At 40.2% G+C, this 23,099-nt stretch carries 19 protein-coding genes and 1 riboswitch; of the genes, 17 read left to right on the forward strand and 2 right to left on the reverse strand.

Annotation, left to right across the window (positions count from 1 at the left end; all coding sequences use genetic code 11):
* Window positions 1-94: 94 nt before the first annotated feature.
* On the reverse strand, window positions 95-1,834 hold the full coding sequence (locus tag BMY66_RS00215; protein ID WP_090393743.1) for a methyl-accepting chemotaxis protein: 1,740 nt from the start codon (window positions 1,832-1,834) through the stop codon (window positions 95-97).
* Between the two features lie 101 nt (window positions 1,835-1,935).
* A riboswitch (cyclic di-GMP riboswitch) is annotated at window positions 1,936-2,011 on the reverse strand.
* Window positions 2,012-2,149: 138 nt separating this feature from the next.
* Complete coding sequence (locus tag BMY66_RS00220; RefSeq protein ID WP_242942661.1) at window positions 2,150-3,427, reverse strand: chloride channel protein; 1,278 nt, start codon at window positions 3,425-3,427, stop codon at window positions 2,150-2,152.
* Between the two features lie 104 nt (window positions 3,428-3,531).
* Between BMY66_RS00220 and BMY66_RS00225 the strand changes: the two genes are divergently transcribed.
* From BMY66_RS00225 to BMY66_RS00300, 17 genes are all read left to right on the forward strand, one after another.
* Window positions 3,532-4,473 carry a diacylglycerol/lipid kinase family protein gene (locus BMY66_RS00225; RefSeq protein ID WP_090393744.1) on the forward strand — a complete coding sequence of 314 codons (942 nt, stop codon included), beginning with the start codon at window positions 3,532-3,534 and terminating at the stop codon, window positions 4,471-4,473.
* Window positions 4,474-4,613: 140 nt separating this feature from the next.
* Window positions 4,614-5,726, forward strand: coding sequence for a DUF5692 family protein (locus BMY66_RS00230; protein WP_090393745.1), 1,113 nt, complete (start codon window positions 4,614-4,616; stop codon window positions 5,724-5,726).
* 150 nt (window positions 5,727-5,876) lie between these two features.
* Window positions 5,877-6,638 carry an MBL fold metallo-hydrolase gene (locus BMY66_RS00235; RefSeq protein ID WP_090393746.1) on the forward strand — a complete coding sequence of 254 codons (762 nt, stop codon included), beginning with the start codon at window positions 5,877-5,879 and terminating at the stop codon, window positions 6,636-6,638.
* A gap of 1 nt (window position 6,639) precedes the next feature.
* Window positions 6,640-7,476: a DNA-3-methyladenine glycosylase 2 gene (locus BMY66_RS00240; RefSeq protein WP_090393747.1), complete on the forward strand. Its 837-nt coding sequence runs from the start codon at window positions 6,640-6,642 to the stop codon at window positions 7,474-7,476.
* Between the two features lie 3 nt (window positions 7,477-7,479).
* The gene (locus BMY66_RS00245; protein ID WP_090393748.1) at window positions 7,480-8,409 is read left to right on the forward strand and encodes a cobalamin biosynthesis protein CobD/CbiB; all 930 of its coding nucleotides are present in this window, start codon (window positions 7,480-7,482) and stop codon (window positions 8,407-8,409) included.
* Window positions 8,410-8,507: 98 nt separating this feature from the next.
* Window positions 8,508-8,669: a hypothetical protein gene (locus BMY66_RS13655; protein ID WP_177175544.1), complete on the forward strand. Its 162-nt coding sequence runs from the start codon at window positions 8,508-8,510 to the stop codon at window positions 8,667-8,669.
* A gap of 19 nt (window positions 8,670-8,688) precedes the next feature.
* Window positions 8,689-11,340, forward strand: a complete 2,652-nt coding sequence (alaS, locus tag BMY66_RS00250) for an alanine--tRNA ligase (protein WP_330387034.1) — start codon at window positions 8,689-8,691, stop codon at window positions 11,338-11,340.
* A gap of 252 nt (window positions 11,341-11,592) precedes the next feature.
* Window positions 11,593-11,766, forward strand: a complete 174-nt coding sequence (rpsU, locus tag BMY66_RS00255; protein ID WP_028236498.1) for a 30S ribosomal protein S21 — start codon at window positions 11,593-11,595, stop codon at window positions 11,764-11,766.
* A gap of 100 nt (window positions 11,767-11,866) precedes the next feature.
* Complete coding sequence (locus tag BMY66_RS00260) at window positions 11,867-13,456, forward strand: peptide chain release factor 3 (protein ID WP_090393750.1); 1,590 nt, start codon at window positions 11,867-11,869, stop codon at window positions 13,454-13,456.
* A complete protein-coding gene (locus BMY66_RS00265) occupies window positions 13,456-14,514 on the forward strand; it encodes an acyltransferase family protein (RefSeq protein WP_090393751.1) in 1,059 nt (352 codons plus the stop codon). The genes BMY66_RS00260 and BMY66_RS00265 overlap by 1 nt, the downstream gene beginning before the upstream one ends.
* Window positions 14,515-14,681: 167 nt before the next feature.
* On the forward strand, window positions 14,682-15,740 hold the full coding sequence (recA, locus tag BMY66_RS00270) for a recombinase RecA (protein ID WP_044937726.1): 1,059 nt from the start codon (window positions 14,682-14,684) through the stop codon (window positions 15,738-15,740).
* Window positions 15,741-15,742: 2 nt separating this feature from the next.
* On the forward strand, window positions 15,743-16,336 hold the full coding sequence (locus BMY66_RS00275) for a regulatory protein RecX (protein ID WP_044937727.1): 594 nt from the start codon (window positions 15,743-15,745) through the stop codon (window positions 16,334-16,336).
* A gap of 160 nt (window positions 16,337-16,496) precedes the next feature.
* On the forward strand, window positions 16,497-18,035 hold the full coding sequence (gene rny / locus BMY66_RS00280) for a ribonuclease Y (RefSeq protein WP_044937730.1): 1,539 nt from the start codon (window positions 16,497-16,499) through the stop codon (window positions 18,033-18,035).
* Window positions 18,036-18,241: 206 nt separating this feature from the next.
* Entirely contained in the window at window positions 18,242-18,781 is a 540-nt protein-coding gene (locus BMY66_RS00285) for an NUDIX hydrolase (protein WP_090393752.1), read from the forward strand.
* Window positions 18,782-18,838: 57 nt separating this feature from the next.
* Window positions 18,839-19,894 carry a cell envelope integrity TolA family protein gene (locus BMY66_RS00290; RefSeq protein WP_090393753.1) on the forward strand — a complete coding sequence of 352 codons (1,056 nt, stop codon included), beginning with the start codon at window positions 18,839-18,841 and terminating at the stop codon, window positions 19,892-19,894.
* A 348-nt stretch (window positions 19,895-20,242) separates the two neighbouring features.
* A complete protein-coding gene (locus BMY66_RS00295) occupies window positions 20,243-20,929 on the forward strand; it encodes a hypothetical protein (protein WP_090393754.1) in 687 nt (228 codons plus the stop codon).
* Window positions 20,930-20,968: 39 nt separating this feature from the next.
* Entirely contained in the window at window positions 20,969-23,068 is a 2,100-nt protein-coding gene (locus BMY66_RS00300; protein ID WP_090393755.1) for a bZIP transcription factor, read from the forward strand.
* Window positions 23,069-23,099 lie beyond the last annotated feature (31 nt).

The following is a 23,099-nucleotide window of genomic DNA, read 5'->3' on the forward strand; positions in this document are numbered from 1 at the left end:
GTAACTATCAAGCTCTATATGTTACTCAAGGAGAACTTTCCATGTTCGACGGAGTAATATATAGGCTTGAGAGTGTAACTGGTTCTTTTTAATTTTACTCTGTTACAGTACTTTCGATACTGAAGTAGTTCATCTTATCGTTTAGGCTTACGGCAAGGTCCTTGAGCTCGGCTGCGGCCTCATTTATCATAGCGAATGTTGTGTTGAGCTCTTCCATAGAAGCAGTTGTCTCCTGTGAAGATGCTGCATTCTGTTGAGAAATAGCAGAGAGCTCTGAAATAATATCATTGAAGCTTGCCTTAAGGTTGTTAAGAAGTTCAACCTTATCAGCAATTGTCTTTGTACTAATATCAACGCTGTTTACGTTGCTAACAACACCGTCCATATCTGTCTTTGTGCTGTTAAGCTGAGCGTTTTGCTTGTTGAATGCTACGTTAAGCTTTTCAATTGTATCAACACTCATCTGTGATTCTTCTACAAGCTTATCTACGATTCCATTAATTGAAACAGCTGCATCCTTTGACTGGATAGCCAGGGAACCAATTTCAGAAGCAACAACGGCAAATCCTCTACCGTATTCTCCAGCTCTAGCAGCCTCGATAGAAGCGTTAAGAGAGAGAAGATTAGTCTGCTCTGAAATAGATGTGATAGCACTTGAAGCATCAGCGATATTTTTAACAGCATCGTTTGTAGCCTGAATCTGGCTGTGAATCTCTGTCATGGCTACCATAACCTGTTCGTTCTGAAGCATAAGCTCGTTGATTGCATCAACAGTGTGGTTTGCATCTTCAAGCATTTCTGTTGCAGCCTTTGAAAGCTCCTTAACACTTGAAGTGATATCATCAATGCTTTCGCCCATTTCTGTAGTGTTTGATAATGAGTTTTCAACGTTTTCAGCCTGAGCAACGGCGCCCTTGCTGATATCTTCTACAGCGTTAGCAACCTGATCTGCTACATGAAGAGCAGTATCAGCTGATGTTGCAAGGTTTTCTCCAGACTTTGTAACTTCTTCTGAAAGATCAAGAGTTGTCTGGATGACATCTGTAAGCTTATCACGAAGCTCAGCAGAACTTTCTGCGATTACACCAATTTCATCAGTTCTGTCAAATGTCTGGTTATCTATGTAGAATGAAAGCTCACCGTCTTCAAGCTTCTTTAAACCATCAACGATATCCTGGATAGCCTTTGTAGATCTATGAACTAACCATTTTCCAATTGAAAGGTTAAGGAAGAAGAAGAAGACATAAACTCCCATGATGATTAAGCGAGCATGCCACAAAGCAGCTTCTACTGAAGTTGTATCTCTACCTGCAAATACCATACCTACAATTGAACCGTCGGAATTAGTAAGAGGTATGTAGTATGCGTACCATTTTCCTTCGATGCCATCTATAGAAAAGTTTGTTGCAAGATATTCTTCTCCGTTTGTGAGAACTTTTTCCACTACAACATCTGAGGCTTTTGTTCCTTCCATACGCTCACCAGTCTCAGAATCAACAAGAGAAGTGATGTAACGGGTATCTCCGTAGAAGACTGTAAAATCCATTCCGGTCTTCTCGTGCAAGCTATCAAGCTGTGCCTGGAAATCATCGTGTACAGCAAAATTTGCTTTAAGAATAGTTCCATTTGAAGCAACTGACCAATCACCGTTCCATTCGTGGTCCATTGCATCCATAAGGAATACTGCAGATGCATGAAGCTCTTCCTCGAAAGAGTCATAATATGCTTTCTTGACGAAAGTGATACCAATAATGGCGATTGTTGTGGCCATAAGTAATGCTAACGCAGAAGCTAATAATAATATCTGGCGCACTAATTTCTTGTTCTTTTTCATGTTAAACCTTTCCGATTGCAATACAATCAAACTCGACAATAAAATAAGCATGGGACATATAATATGACACCATGCTTAGAATTCGAGTGTATATTTTAAGTAGTTGCAACTGGCTGACATTTTAAAGTCCCTATAGTTTTGCGTCGCAAGCTTTCGCTTGTTTTGCCCATATAAAGTGTTTGTTCACAAATATTTCACAATTTGCTTGAAAACAGTCACAATTATATATGCTGATTTTTAGATTGGCAACTACTTTTGTTAATTGTTTATCATTTTTGACAGTTTTGCATAATTGAATTGGTTTATAGAATAATTTTATTGTACATGCTTATCAATATAATTGCTTCTGTACTTGCTGTATACAATCTTCTGAGATTTGTAAAGGCCTGTATAGCCTGATACCCAATAGCTGAATGCTACGGCCAATAAGAAGTAAGGCATTGGCTCGTAACCAAAGAGCTCGAAGCAAATCAAAAGGCTGGAGATAGGGCAGTTGGTAACACCACAAAACAGAGCGCCCATTCCTACAGCAGCCATTAGAGCTGGAGGGAATCCTATTAAACCACCGATTGCTGCTCCAAGTGTAGCACCGATGAAAAGAGTAGGAACAATTTCACCACCTTTATAGCCACAAGACAATGTGAGAGTGGTAAACACCATTTTTAGAAGGAATGCACCTAGTCCAATTGATGCACCTGTGAAGCAGGACATTATTATAGAAGAACCTGTGCTGTTGTAGGTTTGATTTCCAACCAATAATGTAAGAACCAAAACTGAAGTACCACCGACAACAGCTTTAATATAAGGATTAATGATTTTGCCGCTAAGGAATTCTTCGTATTTGTGGAGCATAGTGCAGAATAATATAGAAGCAAATCCACATATTATTGCAAATATACAGATGATAATAGCTGTTTTTATTGTAAACTTTGGAATAACCTCAATTGGGTAAATTTCAGCGCCAAGTCCAAAGTATGCAGCAATGTATCTTGCTACAAGGGAAGAAATAACGCATGGAACAAGTGCAGCGTAGTGCATGATTCCAACTGAAATAACCTCCATGGAGAAAATAGCAGCTGCCATTGGTGTGCCGAATAAAGCAGAAAATGCTGCGCTCATGCCGCACATAATCATTGTCTTTTTGTTGGTATCACTAAGGTGAAGGACACGTCCAATACCATTTCCGATGGCACCGCCCATCTGTAAAGCGGCTCCCTCACGACCTGCAGAACCACCTACCAAGTGAGTAATTAATGTAGCTATAAAAATAAGTGGAGCAAGTCTAAATGGAAGACGCTCATCTGACTGAATAGCAGCAATAACAGTGTTTGTTCCGCTGTCTTTTACCTTAAGAATCTTCTTATATATAAATGTGATTATAACTGCGCCAACTGGCAAAAAATATATAAGCCATGGATTGGATTCACGGACAGATATGACTTTTCGCATGCTAAGTCCAAAGGCGGTAGCAAATAATCCTACTAGAACACCTATTACGATGGATGCGATTGTCCAGCTGAAAACAGACATTGCTCGATGACCATTGTGATCGATTTTGTGAAATAACGTTTCTTTAAATTCTCTATTATCCATATTTTCCCTCTTTGAATTTTATATATTGTATGCTAACACAAATACATTGACTTTGCCTGATAAAATATACAAAATTATTGTAGAAACATTATTTGGGAGACAATATGGAAAACGTATTTATTGTAAACAAAGCGAGTAGAACAGGAAAAGCTGAAGGTGTTTGGAATAAGATAGAAGAATATCTTATAAGTGAAGGCGTAGATTACGAGGTTCACTTTACAGCCAAGGCTTATGATGCAACTGAATTTGCAAAGAATGCTACATCTTCAGGAGAGGATGTTCATTTATTTGTTATGGGTGGAGATGGCACTTTAAATGAAGCTCTTAATGGAATAGTAGATTTTGAACATACCTTATATACACCGCTACCATCAGGCTCTGCCAATGATTTTGTTAAGGGCATCGGATTGGAAGGAAGCACCCTTGATATTTTAAAACGAGCCCTTAAGGATGATGGTTTCAAAAGCATTGATATAGGAAAGGTTACTTATAATAAAGATGGAGAAGAGCAAAGCAGACTCTTTGGGGTTAGCTCTGGTATAGGGGTAGATGCCTATGTTTGTTTGCAGGCGCTCACTAGTAAGCTTAAGACTTTCTTAAACAAATTTGGCCTTGGCTCAGCTACATACGGCCTTCTTACTGTTGGTGACATTTTTACAATGCCATTTTCAGATGCAGTTGTTACTACCTATTTTGATGGAGAAAAAGAGGAGCGAAATATTAAAAGTACCATCTTTGCGGCAGCTATGAATTGCCCGGCGGAGGGCGGTGGCATTCCTATGGCTCCAAAGGCCACAGTTGACTCCGGATATCTTACAGCTTTTATTGCTCATGACATAAGCAGAATAAAATGCTTCGGTTTGCTACCATTTTTGGTTGCAGGTAAGCATGAGGGGAAGAAGGGATTTGATTTATTAAAATTTAATAAATTGGAGATATCTATGAATGACCAAATGTGTGTACACGCAGATGGAGAACATGTTGGATTTTATAAAAAAATCACCTTTGAATGTTTGCCCTCAAAGTTGAAAATTAGGGGTTTTTAAGGAATACAAATTCTTAAAAATGTATTAAATTTTTATTAAGTAAATCATTGTTATTTTCTTGACGACCAAGTATAATAGAAACCGAGGGAAAGAGAAGAAGTTTCTCTTTTAATTTCTAATAATTATTAAGGAGGATGGATATGTTTTTCCAAATCACTAATCTTTGGCAGATCCTTGGCTGGTGCCTTGTATTTGCAGGATTAATTCTCATGAACGAACTCGGCCGTCGTACAAAGGTCGGCGGAATGATTATCTTTGTAATCATCCCATGTATTCTTACAGTATATTTCATTCTTGCACACGTTGGTTTATTCGGCGGTGCAGCAAACCCAACTGTTGCTTATATGGATGGTTGGTTCCACTACTTCAAGCTCTACGCAGCAGATATCGGATGCGTCGGCTTCATGATGATTAAGTATAAGTGGGGCATTGGTAAAGAAAAATGGTTTGCTTGGTGGCCATGGTTCATCGTAGCAGCAAACATCATGATTGCTAATGTTTCAGATATGGAGTCTGCTCTTGCAGCATACTCAATCACAGGTGACCTTTCAGGTGCTTGGTGGTGCTCAAACGAAGGTGTATTCATCTACGGTGGATGGTGGAACGTTGTTAACGCTCTCGCAGGTATGATCAACATCTTCTGTATGACAGGTTGTGTAAAGCTTTACACATCAAACGACAAGAATCAGGCAGATATGATTTGGCCAGATATGACAATCTGGTTCATCATCGCATATGATGTATGGAACTTTGAGTACACATATCTTAACCTTCCTACACATACATGGTACTGTGGTGTTGCACTTCTTCTTGCTCCTACATTTGCTAACGCACTTTGGAACAAGGGTGCATGGATCCAGAACCGTGCTAACACACTTGCAATCTGGTGTATGTGGGCTCAGGTAGTACCTCTCTTCCAGTTAAAGGGTACATTCGCAGCTGTACTTCCACGTGTATACGGTGGCGCTACAGAAGCTGGTGTTACAACAATGGATCTTTATGAGAAGGCTATCGCTCTTTACAACGCAGGCCAGGGCAAGACAGCAGCAGCAAACGAAGCTATCGCAGCAATGGGTATCACAGCTGATCCTTCAATGCAGGGATTCGTAGCTATGATGGCACTTGCAATTAACGTTGTATGTATCTCTGTTATCATCAGAAACGCAATCAGAATCGGTGGAAACCCATATTCAAACTGCGTATTCGAAGGGACAAAGGACTTCGACGAGGCTATGGCTCGTGCAGCAAAATAATTCATGAGACTTTAAGGCATCCGCTTAGGCGGGTGCCTTTTTTGTGTTCATCAATATTTAGTGAATGGTATTTTAAATTCATCTAAATATAGGTATAATATTCACAAGAATATGAAAGACTGCGAGTGAGCAGCCTGTTGGGAGAGAATAATGTATAAAGTTTACTATATAATGCATAGCAGCTTCTTGGTGGAGCTTGATGATAGATATTTGTTATTTGATTATTTTGATAAGTCGGTGGTGGCAGATACTGTTCAGTTTCATGGTTGCCTGCCTGAGCTTAATCCTAATAAATATCTCTATGTTTTTGCGAGTCATAGTCATAAGGATCATTGGTGGCTTGAAAATCTTCGTCTTGCTGATTCAAGAGATAATATCAAGTTTATTTTGTCGAAGGACATTAGATTAGGCCGCAACTATCTTATTAGAAATGGCTTTGATTTATCCATAAAAGATAAGATTCAGTTTGTAACATCTATGAAGAAGTATCAGGTGGATGATATGACCATAGAAACCCTTCGTTCTACAGATGCGGGAGTGGCATTCGTAATCAGCGTAAAGGGCATGAACATTTACCATGCAGGGGATTTAAACTGGTGGAATGCTGAAGGTCGAGGGGAGCTATACGGAGAAGTATACGGTCGCGAGTACAAGCGTGCTTTGAAATCTATTTTAAACAAGCATTTTGATATAGGATTTGTCCCATTGGATTCTCGAATGGGTGAGGATGGATATTTCCTTGGCTTGGATTACTTCATCAAAAACATCGATTGCGACAACATCTTCCCTATGCATATGTGGGGAGATTACAAATGGATTGAAAGATTTAAAAGTCGTCCAGATATTGCAAATCTTAGGGAGAGAGTTGTGGATATAGACAGAGAAAATATGATTTTTGAGATAGAGGACTAGAATGGTTTTTAGCAAGAGTCTTACAGCGGAAGAATTTAATCCAGAGATTATCATGAATTCTGGCCAGGTTTTTAGAATGAAGAAAGAGACTGCCGGTGCTGATGGCATGCCTGATACCTACAGTGCCTGTTCAGGAGACAATGATGTTTACTTTTATTTAAATAAAGAGAAGGACACATGGGATTTTGCCTGCGAAGAAAGCCAGTGGGATTTCTGGTGCAGATATTTTGATTTCGACACAGATTACACTTCTTACAACAATATCATCCGCAAAAGCGATGATAAGTTTTTAAAGGATTCATTGAAGGATGCTTTCGGAATGCGTATCCTCAGGCAGGATTTGTGGGAGGTTTTCATATCTTATGTGATTTCTCAGAATAACAACATTCCTAAGATAAAGAAATCCATCCAGATTCTGTGTGATAGATATTCAGATGGAATTCATTTTCCAAAGGCTGATGTGCTGGCGTTTATTCCAGAAGCGGAGCTGATGGATGGCACAGCCCTGGGCTATCGCGCAGATTACATAAAAGGAATATCGGAAAGAGTAGCAGCGGGAATGCTTGATATTGAAGCTATTAGCAAGCTACCTTACCAGGAGGCTATGGATGCCCTGCTTAAAATCAAGGGCGTAGGGCCTAAGGTGGCAAATTGCATTATGCTTTACGGATTCCATTTTATGGAAAGCTATCCAATTGATACATGGATGAAGAAGATTATCTCGGAAGATTACAGTGATTACACAAAAGATGCTTATCTTGATTATATAAATAAAGAGTATCCTGGCTTTCAGGGGTATGTTCAACAATTACAGTTTTATCATAAGAGAAAAGGCTGAGTAATGTTTAAATATCATATTATTGCACTTTTATTAGGAACCATATTGGATTATGTATTTGGAAATATATATTGTATGTGGAATCCTTTCGACACAATTAAAGATTGGGTAAAGTTTTTGGATAGAGCCTTGCTGGGTGATGAGATTATCCTTCTGGAGAAGTCAAAGCAGCGCAGCCTTGGGGCTTGGTTGATTATTCTTGTTGTATTTCCAGTATTTGCCGGCATTACCTTTTTTACAATGCTTACATATGAAATTCACCCATGGTTTGGTGTGCTTTTTGAGGCTTTGGCCACCTACTATTGCTTGAATTTCAATAGATTATACTATGGTGGACTTGGCGTAGTTGCAGATTATTATGGAAACGGTGCAGCTGCAATGAAGCACACTGCTAGCCTTTTGATTGGACGCCAGGTGGAAGTTGATACAGAAGAAGGCATAACATCCGATACTATCACCTACATTGCAAACGAAGCGTCGGATAGTGTGCTGTCACCATTGTTTGTAATGTTTTTGTTTGGCCCTGTTGGCGGATTTATCTACAGAGCCCTTGATATTATAGAAGGGCAGATTGGCACCTTCGAAACAGGCACATACAATGCTAGATACGATTATTTCGGTCAGCCTATTGTAAAGCTTAATTCAATAATTGATTATTTGCCATCAAGATTTAGCGGTGCTCTTGTAGTGTTTTGCGCAAGACATACTTTCGGCGGATTCAACGGCAAAAACGCCAGATTCATTCATCTGCGAGATAGAAAAAAAGCTATTTCTGCATTTGCAGGAGCCTTGGAAATCGGGTTGGATGATGGCAAGATAGGAGATTTTGATAAGCCAATTCAGGCATCAGATATAAATAAAGCAGTAAATCTACTGAAAAATAGTTTTATGGTATGCCAGGCATTTTTCGTGATTTTATTGTTATTTTTCTGAATTACGGGTGGAATTTAAAAATACTTTGGATTATAATTTAACCAAGTATGTAATATAGGTTTAATTGGCTATAAATATTGTGATTAGGAGGAATTGCTATGTCTGCATTTTTATCTAGTTTTGCAAGTTATCTGATTAAAATGATCATACTAGTTGCTATAGGTGTTTGTGGCGGTTTTATTGGAATTAAGCTCCGCCAGTCTAGCGACAGGAAGAAGGGTGTTTCTGAGCAAGTAACAGAGGCTTCTTCCGAAGAATAATATTTGGAGGACTATTGTTTTGAATACCGGTGTTAATGATTTACGACGCGCCTACTTGGAGTTTTTTGAGAGCAAGGGTCACCTTTGCCTCAATAGTTTTTCTCTTGTACCACATAATGATAACAGCTTATTGCTTATCAATGCTGGTATGGCACCACTTAAGCCATACTTTACTGGACAGGAGATTCCACCTCGTAGACGCGTTACAACATGTCAGAAATGTGTTAGAACAGGAGACATTGACAATGTAGGTAAGACGGCTCGCCATCTTACTTTTTTTGAGATGCTTGGTAATTTCTCATTTGGTGATTATTTCAAGCATGAGGCAATTGCCTGGTCATGGGAATTCCTTACAGAGGTTCTCAAACTAGACAAAGACAGACTTTATCCTTCTATCTACGGAGAGGATGAAGAAGCCTTCGAAATCTGGACAAAGGAAATCGGTGTAGCTCCAGAGCGCATCACTCGTTTCTATCGTGATCCAGAGACAGGCGAATGCGACAATTTCTGGGAGCATGGTGCTGGCCCTTGCGGTCCTTGCTCAGAGATTTACTATGATCGTGGAGAAAAATACGGATGCGGCAAGCCAGATTGTAAGGTTGGTTGCGATTGCGACCGCTACATGGAGGTATGGAACAACGTATTTACTCAGTTTAATGGCGATGGCCATGGCGGCTACGAAGAATTGGAGCAGAAGAACATCGATACAGGTATGGGTCTTGAGAGACTTGCTGTAGTTATGCAGGATGTTGATTCTGTTTTCGATATCGATACTATGAAGGCAATCCGTGACAAGATTTGCGAGATGTCAGGAAAGAAGTATCAGGTAGATGCTCTTGACGATGTTTCAATCCGTCTTATCACAGATCATATCCGTTCATCTACATTCCTTGTATCTGATGGTGTTACACCTTCAAACGAGGGTAGAGGATACGTACTTCGTCGTCTTATCCGTCGTGCAGCAAAGCATGGTCGTGCACTTGGAATCCAGGGCACATTCATGGCTAAGCTTGCAGAGACAGTTATCAATGAATGTAAGGATGGTTATCCAGAGCTTTGGGAGAAGAGAGAGTACATCTTCAAGACTCTTACAGCTGAGGAAGACCAGTTCAATAAAACTATCGACAAGGGTCTTGAGATTCTTGCTGGTATGGAAGAGAAGCTTGTTGCTTCTGGTTCAAAGGAGCTTTCAGGAGAGGATACATTCAAGCTTTACGATACTTACGGATTCCCTGTAGATCTTACAGCAGAAATCCTTGAGGAAAAGGGATTCAGCTACGATGCTGCTGGATTCGAAGCTTGCATGGAAGAGCAGAGACAGAAGGCTCGTGCTGCTCGTAAAGAGACAAACTACATGGGTGCTGACGCATCTGTTTACGATGATATCGATTTAAATGTTACTTCTGAGTTTGTAGGCTACGACAAGACTACATCAGAATCTACAGTTACTGTTCTTACAACAGAGACAGAAATCGTTGATACTATCGCAGAAGGAACTGTTGGAACAATTATCGTTCCAGAGACACCATTCTACGCTACAATGGGTGGTCAGATTGGTGATACAGGTATCATCAGCACACCAAACGGTGAGTTTGAAGTAAAGGATACTATCAAGCTTAAGGGTGGCAAGATCGGCCACGTAGGTCAGATGGTTTCTGGTATGATCAAGGTTGGCAATAAGGTTACTCTTAAGGTAGACGATGCTCGCCGTGCTCGTATTTGCAAGAACCACTCAGCTACTCACCTTCTTCAGAAGGCACTTCGTGAGGTACTTGGTACACACGTAGAGCAGAAGGGTTCTTACCAGGATGCTGACAGAACACGTTTCGATTTCTCTCACTTCTCAGCAATGACAGATGAGGAAATTGCAAAGGTTGAAAAGATGGTAAATGACAAGATTGCTGAAGGACTTGAAGTTACAACAGCTATCATGTCAATTGACGAAGCAAAGAAGAGCGGTGCTATGGCTCTCTTTGGTGAGAAATATGGCGACGAAGTTCGCGTAGTAAAGATGGGAGATTTCTCTACAGAGCTTTGCGGTGGTACACACGTTGCAAACACATCAGAAATCTCAGCATTCAAGATTCTTTCAGAGTCAGGTGTTGCTTCAGGTACACGTCGTATCGAGGCTATCACAGGTGCTGCTGTATTCGAATACTATGCAGATATCGAAGCTAAGCTTAACGCTGCAGCTGCTGCTCTCAAGTGTCAGCCAGCAGATGTTGAGGAAAAGATTGCACATCTTCAGAAGCAGCTCAAGGAGGCAAACTCAGAGCTTGAGTCCATGAAGGCAAAGGCTGCACAGGCTGCTGTTGGTGATGTTATGGATTCAGTTGAAGAGGTTAATGGAGTTAAGCTTCTTGCTACTTCAGTTGCTGGAGTAGATATGAACGGACTTCGCGACCTTGGCGACGACCTTAAGACAAAGCTTGGCGAGGGCGTTATCGTTCTTGCATCTGATTGCGATGGCAAGGTAAACCTTGTTGTTATGGCTACAGATGAAGCTCAGTCAAAGGGCGCACACGCTGGAAACCTTGTAAAGGCTATTGCACCTAAGGTTGGCGGTGGCGGCGGTGGTCGTCCAAACATGGCTCAGGCTGGTGGAAAGAACCCAGCAGGCATTCCAGATGCCCTTGCCGAAGCCAAAGCCGTATTAGCAAGTATGGTCTAAGAGTTGTATAAATTGCGTCTTCAAAATCTAGGCAAGCGCGAGGAGGAAGGCTCCATATGAGCTAGGAAGGAACCCCGAAGGGGGAGGTTGCCTAGCGAAGTATGGAAGGTGGCCTCCGGGAGCATGTAAGAGTAGGTTGACGCAATAATATAAAAATATAGTTGACAAATACTTGATTTATGCTAAAATGCTTGTTAGTGCTTTAGAGTATTAAGTACAAGTCCCCAGATGGAGGGAGGTTAGGAATAGACTATGTCATATGTTACAGTTAAAGAAAACGAATCATTAGACAGCGCTCTTCGTAGATTTAAGAGAAACTGTGCTAAGGCTGGTATCCAGCAGGAGATTCGTAAGCGTGAGCACTATGAGAAGCCTTCAGTAAAGCGTAAGAAGAAGTCTGAGGCTGCTAGAAAGCGTAAATTTTAATTAAAATTTATGTTTAAGAATTTATGAAATCATGGCCTGTACCAGTTTTGGGTACAGGCTATTTTTCGGTTTACGTAAAGTATATTATTTTGGAGGTTATATGGCACGTTCAGTTGAAGAAGAGATTAAGAGACGTCGTACTTTTGCAATTATTTCCCATCCCGATGCAGGTAAGACTACCCTTACAGAAAAATTCCTTCTATACGGAGGACAGATTAATTTAGCTGGTTCAGTAAAGGGAAAAGCTACAGCAAGACATGCAGTATCTGACTGGATGGAAATCGAGAAGGAGAGAGGTATTTCCGTTACTTCTTCTGTTTTGCAGTTCGAGTACGATGGCTATTGCATAAATATCCTTGATACACCTGGACACCAGGATTTCTCCGAGGATACATATAGAACACTTATGGCTGCTGATTCTGCAGTCATGGTTATCGATGCATCAAAGGGTGTTGAGGCACAGACTAGAAAGCTTTTCAAGGTTTGTGTTATGAGACATATCCCTATTTTCACATTCATCAACAAGATGGACCGTGATGCAAACGATACTTTCGAGCTTCTTGACGATATTGAAAATGAGCTTGGAATCGCCACAGTTCCTGTTAACTGGCCAATCGGCTCAGGTAAGGGATTCAAGGGTGTATATGATAGAAACGAGCGCACTGTGCGTATGTTCTCTGATACACAAAAGGGTACAAAGCAGGGTGAGGAGCGTATTCTTTCTATAGATGATCCTGCTCTCAAGGATGAAATCGGACAGGAAAAATACGATCAGCTTATGGAAGAGCTTGAGCTTATCGATGGAGCTGGTGCTGAGTTTGATCAGGAGCTTGTTACAAAGGGTGAGCTTTCACCAGTATTCTTTGGATCTGCTCTTACAAACTTTGGTGTTGAGACATTCCTTGAGCACTTCCTTCAGATGACATACAGCCCACTTCCTAGAAAGAGTGATGCTGGTGAGATTAGCCCATTCTCTGAGGATTTCTCAGCTTTCGTATTTAAGATTCAGGCTAATATGAACAAGGCTCATCGTGATAGAGTAGCATTCCTTCGTGTTTGCTCAGGTACATTCGATGCCACAAAGGAATATCTCCATGTGCAGGGTGGTAGAAAGGCTAAGCTTTCTGCACCTCAGCAGATGATGGCTGATGAGCGTAAAATCGTTGATAAGGCATATGCTGGCGATATTATTGGTGTGTTCGATCCAGGTCTTTACAGCATTGGTGATACATTCACATCTGCTAAAAAGCCATTTAAGTTCGAGGGTATTCCTACTTTCGCTCCAGAGCATTTTGCCCGCGTACGTCAGATTGATACAATGAAGCGTAAGCAGTTCATGAAGGGAATCACACAGATTGCCCAGGAAGGTGCAATCCAGATTTTCCAGGAGTTTAATACAGGTATGGAGGAAATCATCGTAGGTGTAGTTGGTGTTCTTCAGTTTGATGTATTAAAATATAGATTGAACAACGAATACAACGTTGAGATTGCTCTTGAAAACTTACCTTATGAGCATATAAGATGGATTGAAGGAGACTACGATTTAGATAAGATTTCTGGTACATCTGATATGAAGAAAATCAAGGACTTAAAGGAGAGACCACTTCTTTTATTTGTAAATTCTTGGTCTGTTGGAATGGTTCAGGATAGAAATGAAGGATTAGTTTTATCTGAATTCGGTACAAATTAATGACTATAAACGAAGCTGCTATTGATAGAAAAAATAACCTTAACATAATTCGACTTATTGCCAGTCTTATGGTTGTGTATATGCATGCCTTTGCGATTTGCATTGCTGATCAGTCAAAGGATGTGTTTTACACACTTACCAACCACAAGGCTTTGGCTGGTGGAATTGCGGTGTACATTTTTTTCATCATTAGTGGCTTTTTAATTTGCAGAAGTTTCGACAGAACGAAGAGCGTAGTGAAGTATTTCAAGGCTCGTTTTCTTCGTATTTGGCCACTACTTTTTGTGGTTGTGATGATTATGGCTTTTGTGCTTGGGCCAATTCTATCGGAATATAGCTTTGAGCAGTATATGCAGGGTGATATTCTTGGCTTCCTAAAGAACATTTTCTTTATTCACGACACCACCACTTTGCCAGGTGTATACAATTACCACTATAATCACAGCTTAAACGGCTCTTTATGGACTTTGATGTATGAAGTTATGTGGTATGTCATTGTGGCCGTCATTTCGCCTCTATGGAAGCGATTCAAGGCATCTGGAATACTTATGGTTGTGGCTTTAGGTGGTATCTATATTCTTTACACATACAACAGCCCTGGGGACATCGGTCCACTTACAGCAAGCTTCATGCTGAATTTTTCTAAGCTTGGTATGTTCTTTGCAATGGGAATGTGCTACTACCTGTTCGGGGATTATATCAAGATTTCCTGGAAGATAGCACTGATTGCTATTGCAGGGCTTGTTCTTGGAATTTTCTTTGCAGATTTCATTATCACATTTTGCATTTTTGGATCTTACATTATTTTTTATCTTGCATTCCAAAAGCGTTTTGTGGCCACCTGGTACGATAAAGTAGGAGATTTATCCTACGGAATATACATCATGGCGTTCCCAATCCAGCAGACATTAGTGGAGTGCATCGGCACACCTACCGAGATATATAACACCATGTCTATGGATCCTTATTTAAATATGTTGTACACACTATTAATCGTTATACCGCTGGCTTGGATAAGCTGGCATTGCATCGAAAAGCCTTGTTTGAGGCTAAAATAAAGCTTGACGATGCTTTTCATACCGTGTATATTATTGGGCAGTGACTTATGTCACTGTCTTTTATTTTTTCGAATTTTTTTATCCCATTTTTTGTTGACATTTATAAACAGGTTCACTATTATTATATTAAAGAAACGAACAGTTGTTCCGAACGGAGGTTTTATAAAATGGCAAACGAAGATAAGCTTAAAGCATTAGATGCTGCGATTTCGCAGATAGAAAAGCAATACGGAAAGGGCTCAGTTATGAAGCTGGGTGAGGGAGCTAACATCCAGGTAGAAACAGTTCCTACTGGCTCAGTCAGCCTTGATATTGCACTTGGACAGGGTGGTTTTCCTAAGGGACGTATCATCGAAATCTACGGTCCAGAATCATCTGGTAAGACTACACTTGCACTTCACGCAGTTGCTGAGGTTCAGAAGCAGGGTGGTATCGCAGGCTTCATCGATGCAGAGCATGCTCTCGATCCTAAATACGCAAAAGCAATCGGTGTAAACATCGATGATTTATATATTTCACAGCCTGATAACGGTGAGCAGGCACTTGAAATCACAGAGACTATGGTTCGTTCAGGAGCTATGGACATTATCGTTGTGGATTCAGTTGCAGCCCTTGTACCAAAGGCAGAAATCGACGGAGATATGGGTGATTCTCACGTAGGTCTTCACGCACGTCTTATGTCACAGGCTATGAGAAAGCTCACAGGTATTGTTGCAAAGACAAACTGTGTAGTTATCTTTATCAACCAGCTTCGTGAAAAGGTTGGTGTTATGTTCGGTAACCCAGAGACTACTACTGGTGGTCGTGCTCTTAAGTTCTATGCATCAGTTCGTATTGATGTACGTCGTATCGAAGCATTAAAGCAGAACGGCGAGGTAATCGGAAACAGAACACGTGCCAAAATCGTTAAGAACAAGGTAGCACCTCCATTCCGTGAGGCAGAGTTCGATATCATGTTTGGCGAGGGAATCTCTCGCGAGGGTGATATCCTTGATGTTGGTACAAACCTTGACATCATCCAGAAGTCTGGTGCTTGGTATGCATACCTTGGCGAAAAGATTGGCCAGGGCCGTGAGAATGCCAAGATGTACTTAAAGCAGAATCCAGAGGTTCGCGAGGAGATTGCAGAGGCAATTCGCGAGCACTATGCAGAAACTGACGAGAGCGAAGTTGGTCTTGTTGGTGGTGAAAAAGAATCTGATATTCCTACAGAGGTTATTGAATAATCATGGAAGTTTTATCTCTTGTTAAATTAACAAAGGGAAGAGCAAAAATCTGTCTCGCTGGCGGGGCAGATTTTGTTCTATATAAAAAAGAATACGAAAGCTACGGTATCGAAGAAGGGGCTGATTTACCGGAGGATAAATACCAGGAAATCATTACCGAAATCATCATTCCTCGTTGCAAGAAGCGTGCCCTTCACCTTCTGGAAAAGCAGGACCGCTCCGAGAAAAATCTCAGGGATAAGCTTCGTGAAGGTGGATACTCTTCGGATGTAATTGATATCGCTATCGACTACATCAACGAATACGGCTATCTGGACGACGCCAGGATGGCAGCTAGCCACATTCGTTTCTATCAGGATTCCCGCAGCAAGCAAAGGCTCAAGCAGGACTTAATTGGCAAGGGGATATCTAGCGATGTTATCGACAGAGTTTTGGAAGAGGAGTACACCGGGGATGAGTCAGCTCTTATAGAGCGTCTCCTTGAGAAAAAGCATTATGATAAGGAAAATGCCACCTACGAAGACAGGGCCAAAATCTATCGCTTTTTAATGGGCAGAGGCTTCTCGTCAGATGCTATCAACAGGGTACTAAAATAGTCCCTAGGCTCCACTATATATGGTATACACATGCTTGACATAGACCATTTATACAGTTAAACTAAATGTGTTGATGTTTATAAATGAGGGCATTATAGCTTTTATTTTATATTCCAATTAGAAAATTAAATAAGGAGGTGCTCCTGTGAACGCAGTAACGATGATTATTGTTGCACTTGTCGTTGCCGTTGTTGCAGTTGTTATCACTCTTGCTGTTTCAAACAAGATTCATGAGACACAGGGCAGAAACAAGATTGGTTCTGCAGAGGAGAAGGCTCGTGAAATCATTGATGAGGCAGTTAAGAATGCGGAGGCTAAAAAGAGAGAGGCTATGCTCGAGGCAAAGGAAGATGCCATGAGACAGAAGAACGATCTCGACAAAGAAATCCGTGAGCGCCGAGCAGAAATTCAGAGAAGTGAGCACAGATTATCTCAGAAAGAAGATAACCTTGATAAAAAGCTCGATGCAGTTGAAAAACGTGAGGCTGAATTCGCTCGTCAGGAACAACAGCTTAACAAGCAGCGTGAGGAAGTTGCAAAGCTTAATCAGCAGCGTGTGCAGGAACTAGAGAGAATCTCAGGACTTACCTCCGAACAAGCAAAAGAACAACTTTTAAAATCTGTAGAAGAAGATGTCAAATTAGACGCAGCAAAACTTATTAAGGAAAGCTTAGCTCAGGCAAAGGATGAGGCTGATAAAAAGGCACGTGAGATAGTAGTTAGTGCTATTCAGAAGTGCTCAGCAGATCATGTTGCAGAGACTACTATTTCAGTAGTACAGCTTCCTAATGATGAGATGAAGGGAAGAATCATTGGTAGAGAGGGTCGTAACATTCGTACTCTTGAAACTATGACTGGCGTAGAATTAATTATTGATGATACACCAGAAGCAGTTATCTTATCTGCATTTGATCCAGTAAGACGTGAGATTGCACGTATTGCTTTGGAGAAGCTCATTGTAGACGGACGTATTCATCCAGCTAGAATTGAGGAGACAGTAGAAAAGGCTAAGAAAGAAGTAGAACAGCAAATCCGTGAGGAAGGCGATGCAGCTGCACTTGAGGTTGGTGTTCAGGGTATTCACCCAGAGCTTCTTAGACTTCTTGGAAAGATGAAATTTAGAACCAGCTACGGTCAGAATGTATTAAAGCATTCAATTGAGGTTGCTCAGTTATCAGGATTACTTGCTGCAGAGCTTGGTCTTGATGTTAGAGTAGCAAAGCGTGCAGGTTTGTTGCATGATATTGGAAAGGCAGTAGATAGAGAGCAGGAGGGTACTCACGTACAGCTCGGTGCAGATCTTTGCCGCAAGTACAAAGAGTCTCAGACAGTTATCAATGCTGTTGAGGCACATCATGGCGATGTAGAGCCAGAAACTCTTATAGCTTGTATTGTACAGGCAGCTGATACAATTAGTGCAGCTCGTCCAGGTGCAAGACGCGAGGCTATGGAGACATACACAAACAGATTAAAAGAACTTGAAGAAATTTCTAACAGCTTTAAGGGTGTAGAAAAGTCTTTTGCTATTCAAGCAGGTAGAGAGATTCGTATCATGGTGGTTCCTGAACAGGTTACAGATGCCGATATGGTCATCATGGCGAGGGATATTTCAAAGCAGATTGAATCACAGCTCGAATATCCTGGACAGATTAAGGTTAACGTAATTCGTGAATCACGAGTTACAGACTACGCAAAGTAAAAAACTTAGCGGGTGGATATCCACCCGCTTTTTTTGAACCCATTTTTAGGAAAAAATATTAAATTAGGGGTTGATTTAATTAATATAAAGTATTAGAATACTACCATAATGAAAAGCAACAGGGAGAATATGAATGAGTACTAGATGGTGAATCACACACTAGGTTTGAAGAATATGATTAATATTAGAATATAAGGAGAATGATTATGGAGAAAATTGAAAGAGTAAAGAGAGAGCTAGTACATAAGGGGGCAATCCTGGATATTTACGAGGATACTGTTAGGCTTCCTAATGGAAAGGAAGAAAAGTGGGATTTTGTCAGCCACAGAATGGGAGCAGCTTGCGTATTGGCTGTTCATCCTAGCGGCAAAATCATCATGGTGCGTCAGTACAGAAACGCACTTGATAGATTCACACTTGAGGTGCCAGCTGGAAAGCGTGATTCAGTAGATGAAGATACCAGCATTTGCGCAGCCAGAGAGCTTGAGGAGGAGACGGGATTCAGAGCAGGAAAGCTAGAAAAGCTTTTATCACTTAAATCTACAGTAGCATTCTGCGACGAATTTATTGATGTTTATTTGGCTACAGATTTGAAAGAAATCGGTGAGCAGCATTTGGATGAAGCAGAAGATATTGAAATAGAGCTTTATGATTTGGAAGACCTTCTTGTTATGTGCTATTCAGGCAAGCTCCAGGATGCCAAAACAGTTGCAGCTATCATGGCCTACGCAGCAAAAATGAACTAGATATCTTCTTTAAGGAAGCGCTTTTGCTTCCTTAAGTTTTAATATGGGAGAAACTATATGGATGAAAGAGATGAGAATAAAGCTGGAGTTCACCGAGTTTTTATATTTTTAGTAGGATTGCTTGGAGTGGGAATTGTTTTATTCGGAGCTTACAATACTGTGCTGACTTATTTATATCTAAAATGGGGGCTTTGGAATAACAATTACTTCGCATTTACGATAGGCATTTATAGCGTAATATCAGTCATAGGATTGATCACAATATGGAGTGCAGTCAAGCTTCGTCATAAGCTACTTCCTAATGAAATTGATATTGAAAGAAATTTGGAAAAATCAGAAAAGATTGCAGACATTAGAGAAGCTAGGGAGAAAAAAGCAGCGGCAAAGCAAGCAGAAATCGATGCCAAGAATCGTGAGAAAAGAGCAATTCTTGCAGAAGAACGTGCTGCTAAGTATCAGGAAAATCTTCGCAAGGAAGCAGAAATCGAAAAGAAGAATGCTGAGCGTGGCAAGAAGCCTGAGTTTACAAATTATGTGGCTCGTCACTACTGCGATAAGATGGAGCTGATCTCTACAAGTAAAATGTATCTTTGGTATTATCTTAGGATTGTTGTTGGATTGGCGCTTATGGTTGGAACAGTGGTGTTTGGTGTTAAATACACCAGCTCTGTTGGCTCAACATACAATTGCATGTTCTACTTTATGCTATTTCTAATGGTTGTTTTCTTTTGGACAGGGCTTCTTATGTTTTTTGGAGCAATAGGAACTTTGTCTCGTCTAAAGACTAGTTATATTGTTAGCTATAAGGACAAGCTTTATGTCTTTAGATTGAAGTGGATCAGAATAGAAGAGGCTGCGTCAATTGAAGGCGTACTTGCTCATTCTGTGTTTGGAAAGATTATAAATTCATTTGCAGTTTATGCAGCTATAGGCGAATACAGCAATAAGTTTAGACAAGTTATCGATTCAGAAGATATTAATGATAAGGTGATGGGCATGATGGGCGGCTATGAGTTTGATAGCTTGGTAGAGCTGCTACCAATTAACAGTAAGGCCATGCCTGTAAGTGTAAGAAAGCTTTATTATAAAGCATATGTGAAAGCTGTAGGATAGCTTCTTAGGGGAGATGCTTATATAAAAAAACTGGCGCATACCTAAGTGGGCAAGCAAATAGGTATACGCCATTTTCATTTCTGAAGTGGGCAAGCAAATCAGAATATGAAAAAATGGTGCCAAAATAGAATCCCCGCTTAGGGACTCTATTCTGACACCATTGTCTGAAAAAATATTACTATATCAGATAATTAAATGCAAGAATAAAATGCCTATACACTTTGTAGAGATGACATCATGAATATAGGTTGAAAAATAGTGAAATAATTTTAGATATCTTATATAATTGGGTAATATGGCAATAAAGTGTTGCAATTGGGGCACAAATAGACTGTGGAGTTTGTAAATATGAGAAATAAAACAATAATAGTATCTTTGATAAGCATAATAATGTTAACCTCCTGTGGAAAACTAGAGAGTGTTCATAAAGAGGCAGAAGATAATAATTTTAAAGAGAACGTAGTAACAGAAAATAATCAGCAAGAAGACGTTCAGGAAGAAGTTGTAGAGGATAATGCTACAAAGTCATTTAAGGATTATTTTTATGCAGATGAGGATAATGAGTACACATATAAAGTTATAGAATTCTTAGATGAGGATGTTTCCGAGGTTTCAGTTGAAGTTAAGAAATTAGATGAATATGACAATGGAAATGTATACGCAGTAAATATTGAGTATGTTGACTGTCCAGGCAGATATTATTGGGGAACAAGCGATAGATTTAATATTGGTACTTTTTATGTAACAGATGAGAGTATCTATGTGTTGTTTGATAGAACAGATACACCAACTGAAGAGGATTTTATTGAAAGTGGAAATATTATCTGTTCACAAGATATGGAACAAAACGTAGATGGTCAGTTAACAAGAATTACAAATGATGGTGATACATGTACGTGCTTATTAAGTAATACATTAACCGAAAGCGGATTTTATTCTGAATATGAATGGACCAAGGGAAAAGGTTTGACATATTTCAGGTCAGGATATGGTGCAGAGGGTGAACCGATTGAGATTAAGATGCAAAATGAATAAAAACCAAAAAACAATTTAAATTTATAAAGAAGGAGCAAAATGGAAGATTTACAAAGAATTCAGGAACTGGAGGACAGAGTCCAGAGGCTTGAAGCTGAAGTGAAGGAGCTGAAGAGTGCTCAACCTCAGCCAATCATGCGGGACAGCCACCCGGGACAGTACTACAATCAGTACATTCCACCAGTGCAGCCAGCGCCACAGCCAACACAGCAGTACTATCAGCCACAGCCGGCCCCACAGCCAGCGCAGCAGTACTATCAGCCACAGCCGGCAAGGACACAGGCCAGCAAGCAGAGCATGGAGTCATTTATTGGAAAATATGGCATGGCCATTGGCGCATCGCTGCTTATATTCATAGCCATAGTTATGTTTGCTGTTTGGATTATTCCAGTGCTGGGAGATGCTGTAAAAATCGCGGCAATGTTTATTTTCAGCGGAGCCTTTATTGTAGCGGGAGAGCTGAATGCTAAAAAGAAGGGCATAAACAAGTGGAATACATCACTGACAGGATGTGGAACAGGTGCTGTTTTCGTTTCGCTGTTTGTGACCTATGGTTACTTTGAAGCAATCAACATAATTGCACTTTACGTACTGCTTGTATTATGGGCGGCAGCGTTGTGTTTCCTAGGCAGAAAGAAGTCATTCGTTTTTACCATAATCGGCCAGACAGGAATATTTGTAGCTGCAGTATTTAGTGCTATTCAAATGCATACCTTGGATGAATGCCTGGTAGTGCTAGTGATGCTTGTTCTTGCGGAGGTATCATTTTTTATAAATGACCTGTTGGTAAAGAACTACTGGAGTTCATTCTCTACATGGTGCGGAACGATTATCGCATTTACGTTAGTTACAATTAAATACCTGGCAGGTGTCTATGGATTTGGTGGCAATGAAGTAAATCCAGTGGACATAATAATACTAGTCTTCACACTTGTGGTAATCATGTATTCATCACTGGTGCAGATTTTATTTTTGGAAAACGAAAAGCATACCATTACCTTTGTAGTTCAGACAATCCTAACACTATTTCCAATGGAATTTTTGCTGATTTATTCATTGAATGGATATATTGGAAATCTGGAATCAGAGAGAATAGGAGATTTGCTAATACTTACAATTGCACTAATCGATTTCTTTGTTGTTGAAAGATTCGTTAAGCTTGAAGCTGCAAAGATTGCTGCATACACAGCGGAAATTATTTTTGCATTATTTATTTTCATTGCAAACTTTAATCTCGTAGTTGCGGATCAGGAATACTTAGCAATTGCAGGCGGAATTCTTGCGGTATTGATAGAGATAGGAGCATGTGTATATTCAAGATTCAAGCGCAATTTGGTTGCCAGATTCTACAGCCTAACAATGATTATATTGATTATTGCAGCTGATTTTGATAATTCGATATTTGGACTGATATTGGTTGTTACCATGCTTGCGTTTGCAGTAGCAGAGAGAATTACCGAGAAAGAAGAGCATGTCAATGTGGTCTATGATAATGTGTTTTACTTGTGGATTATAGGAATGTTTGCATATACAGTTCATTTAATTAATGAAATCCATAGAATTTCTGGATCATTTGAATTGTTCTGTATTATCATGGCAGCGTTGCAGATATTTGCTTACAAAAAGAAATTTGCAGCTATTAAAGTGTCATATGAAAAGACTTGCAATATCATGTTCTATATTGTTAACGTCTTCCTGGTTTTATTATACACAACCGAAATGATGATATTTACAAAATCGCCATTTGCAATTCTTTACGGACTATTGATTGCTGCGCTCATATCAATCAATGTTAAAGATTTGCTGGAAAAATATTCATGGGCAGGAGCATATGTTGCAGCTAAGTACACCTATGTATGCCTGATGTTCTTGTTAGCATATGAATCATATGGCATCATGCTAAGCGTGGCATTCCTTGTGATAGCGCTGGCATCGATTATCCTGGGATTCATGATGAAGTACAAGTCTATGAGACTGTACGGCCTTGTGCTTTCCATTGCAAGTATTGTGAAGCTGATATTGATAGATGTTAACTATGAGGATTTGCTGCTTAGAGCAGTAGGATTCTTGATTTGCGGATTCCTTTGCTTCGGAATCAGTTATATTTACAACAGACTTGATAAACAGGAGATTCAATAAAGAAAATCTCAAGTCGGAGATAATCTGACTT

It is taken from the genome of Pseudobutyrivibrio sp. C4, from assembly GCF_900111635.1.
Lineage (GTDB): Bacteria > Bacillota > Clostridia > Lachnospirales > Lachnospiraceae > Pseudobutyrivibrio > Pseudobutyrivibrio ruminis.

Bases quoted from the DNA above. Each gene is read 5' to 3' on its own strand.
- BMY66_RS00215 (WP_090393743.1), bottom strand. From the start codon at position 1,834: ATGAAAAAGAACAAGAAATTAGTGCGCCAGATATTATTATTAGCTTCT.
- BMY66_RS00220 (WP_242942661.1), bottom strand. From the start codon at position 3,427: ATGGATAATAGAGAATTTAAAGAAACGTTATTTCACAAAATCGATCAC.
- BMY66_RS00225 (WP_090393744.1), top strand. From the start codon at position 3,532: ATGGAAAACGTATTTATTGTAAACAAAGCGAGTAGAACAGGAAAAGCT.
- BMY66_RS00230 (WP_090393745.1), top strand. From the start codon at position 4,614: ATGTTTTTCCAAATCACTAATCTTTGGCAGATCCTTGGCTGGTGCCTT.
- BMY66_RS00235 (WP_090393746.1), top strand. From the start codon at position 5,877: ATGTATAAAGTTTACTATATAATGCATAGCAGCTTCTTGGTGGAGCTT.
- BMY66_RS00240 (WP_090393747.1), top strand. From the start codon at position 6,640: ATGGTTTTTAGCAAGAGTCTTACAGCGGAAGAATTTAATCCAGAGATT.
- BMY66_RS00245 (WP_090393748.1), top strand. From the start codon at position 7,480: ATGTTTAAATATCATATTATTGCACTTTTATTAGGAACCATATTGGAT.
- BMY66_RS13655 (WP_177175544.1), top strand. From the start codon at position 8,508: ATGTCTGCATTTTTATCTAGTTTTGCAAGTTATCTGATTAAAATGATC.
- rpsU (WP_028236498.1), top strand. From the start codon at position 11,593: ATGTCATATGTTACAGTTAAAGAAAACGAATCATTAGACAGCGCTCTT.
- BMY66_RS00260 (WP_090393750.1), top strand. From the start codon at position 11,867: ATGGCACGTTCAGTTGAAGAAGAGATTAAGAGACGTCGTACTTTTGCA.
- BMY66_RS00265 (WP_090393751.1), top strand. From the start codon at position 13,456: ATGACTATAAACGAAGCTGCTATTGATAGAAAAAATAACCTTAACATA.
- recA (WP_044937726.1), top strand. From the start codon at position 14,682: ATGGCAAACGAAGATAAGCTTAAAGCATTAGATGCTGCGATTTCGCAG.
- BMY66_RS00275 (WP_044937727.1), top strand. From the start codon at position 15,743: ATGGAAGTTTTATCTCTTGTTAAATTAACAAAGGGAAGAGCAAAAATC.
- rny (WP_044937730.1), top strand. From the start codon at position 16,497: ATGATTATTGTTGCACTTGTCGTTGCCGTTGTTGCAGTTGTTATCACT.
- BMY66_RS00285 (WP_090393752.1), top strand. From the start codon at position 18,242: ATGGAGAAAATTGAAAGAGTAAAGAGAGAGCTAGTACATAAGGGGGCA.
- BMY66_RS00290 (WP_090393753.1), top strand. From the start codon at position 18,839: ATGGATGAAAGAGATGAGAATAAAGCTGGAGTTCACCGAGTTTTTATA.
- BMY66_RS00295 (WP_090393754.1), top strand. From the start codon at position 20,243: ATGAGAAATAAAACAATAATAGTATCTTTGATAAGCATAATAATGTTA.
- BMY66_RS00300 (WP_090393755.1), top strand. From the start codon at position 20,969: ATGGAAGATTTACAAAGAATTCAGGAACTGGAGGACAGAGTCCAGAGG.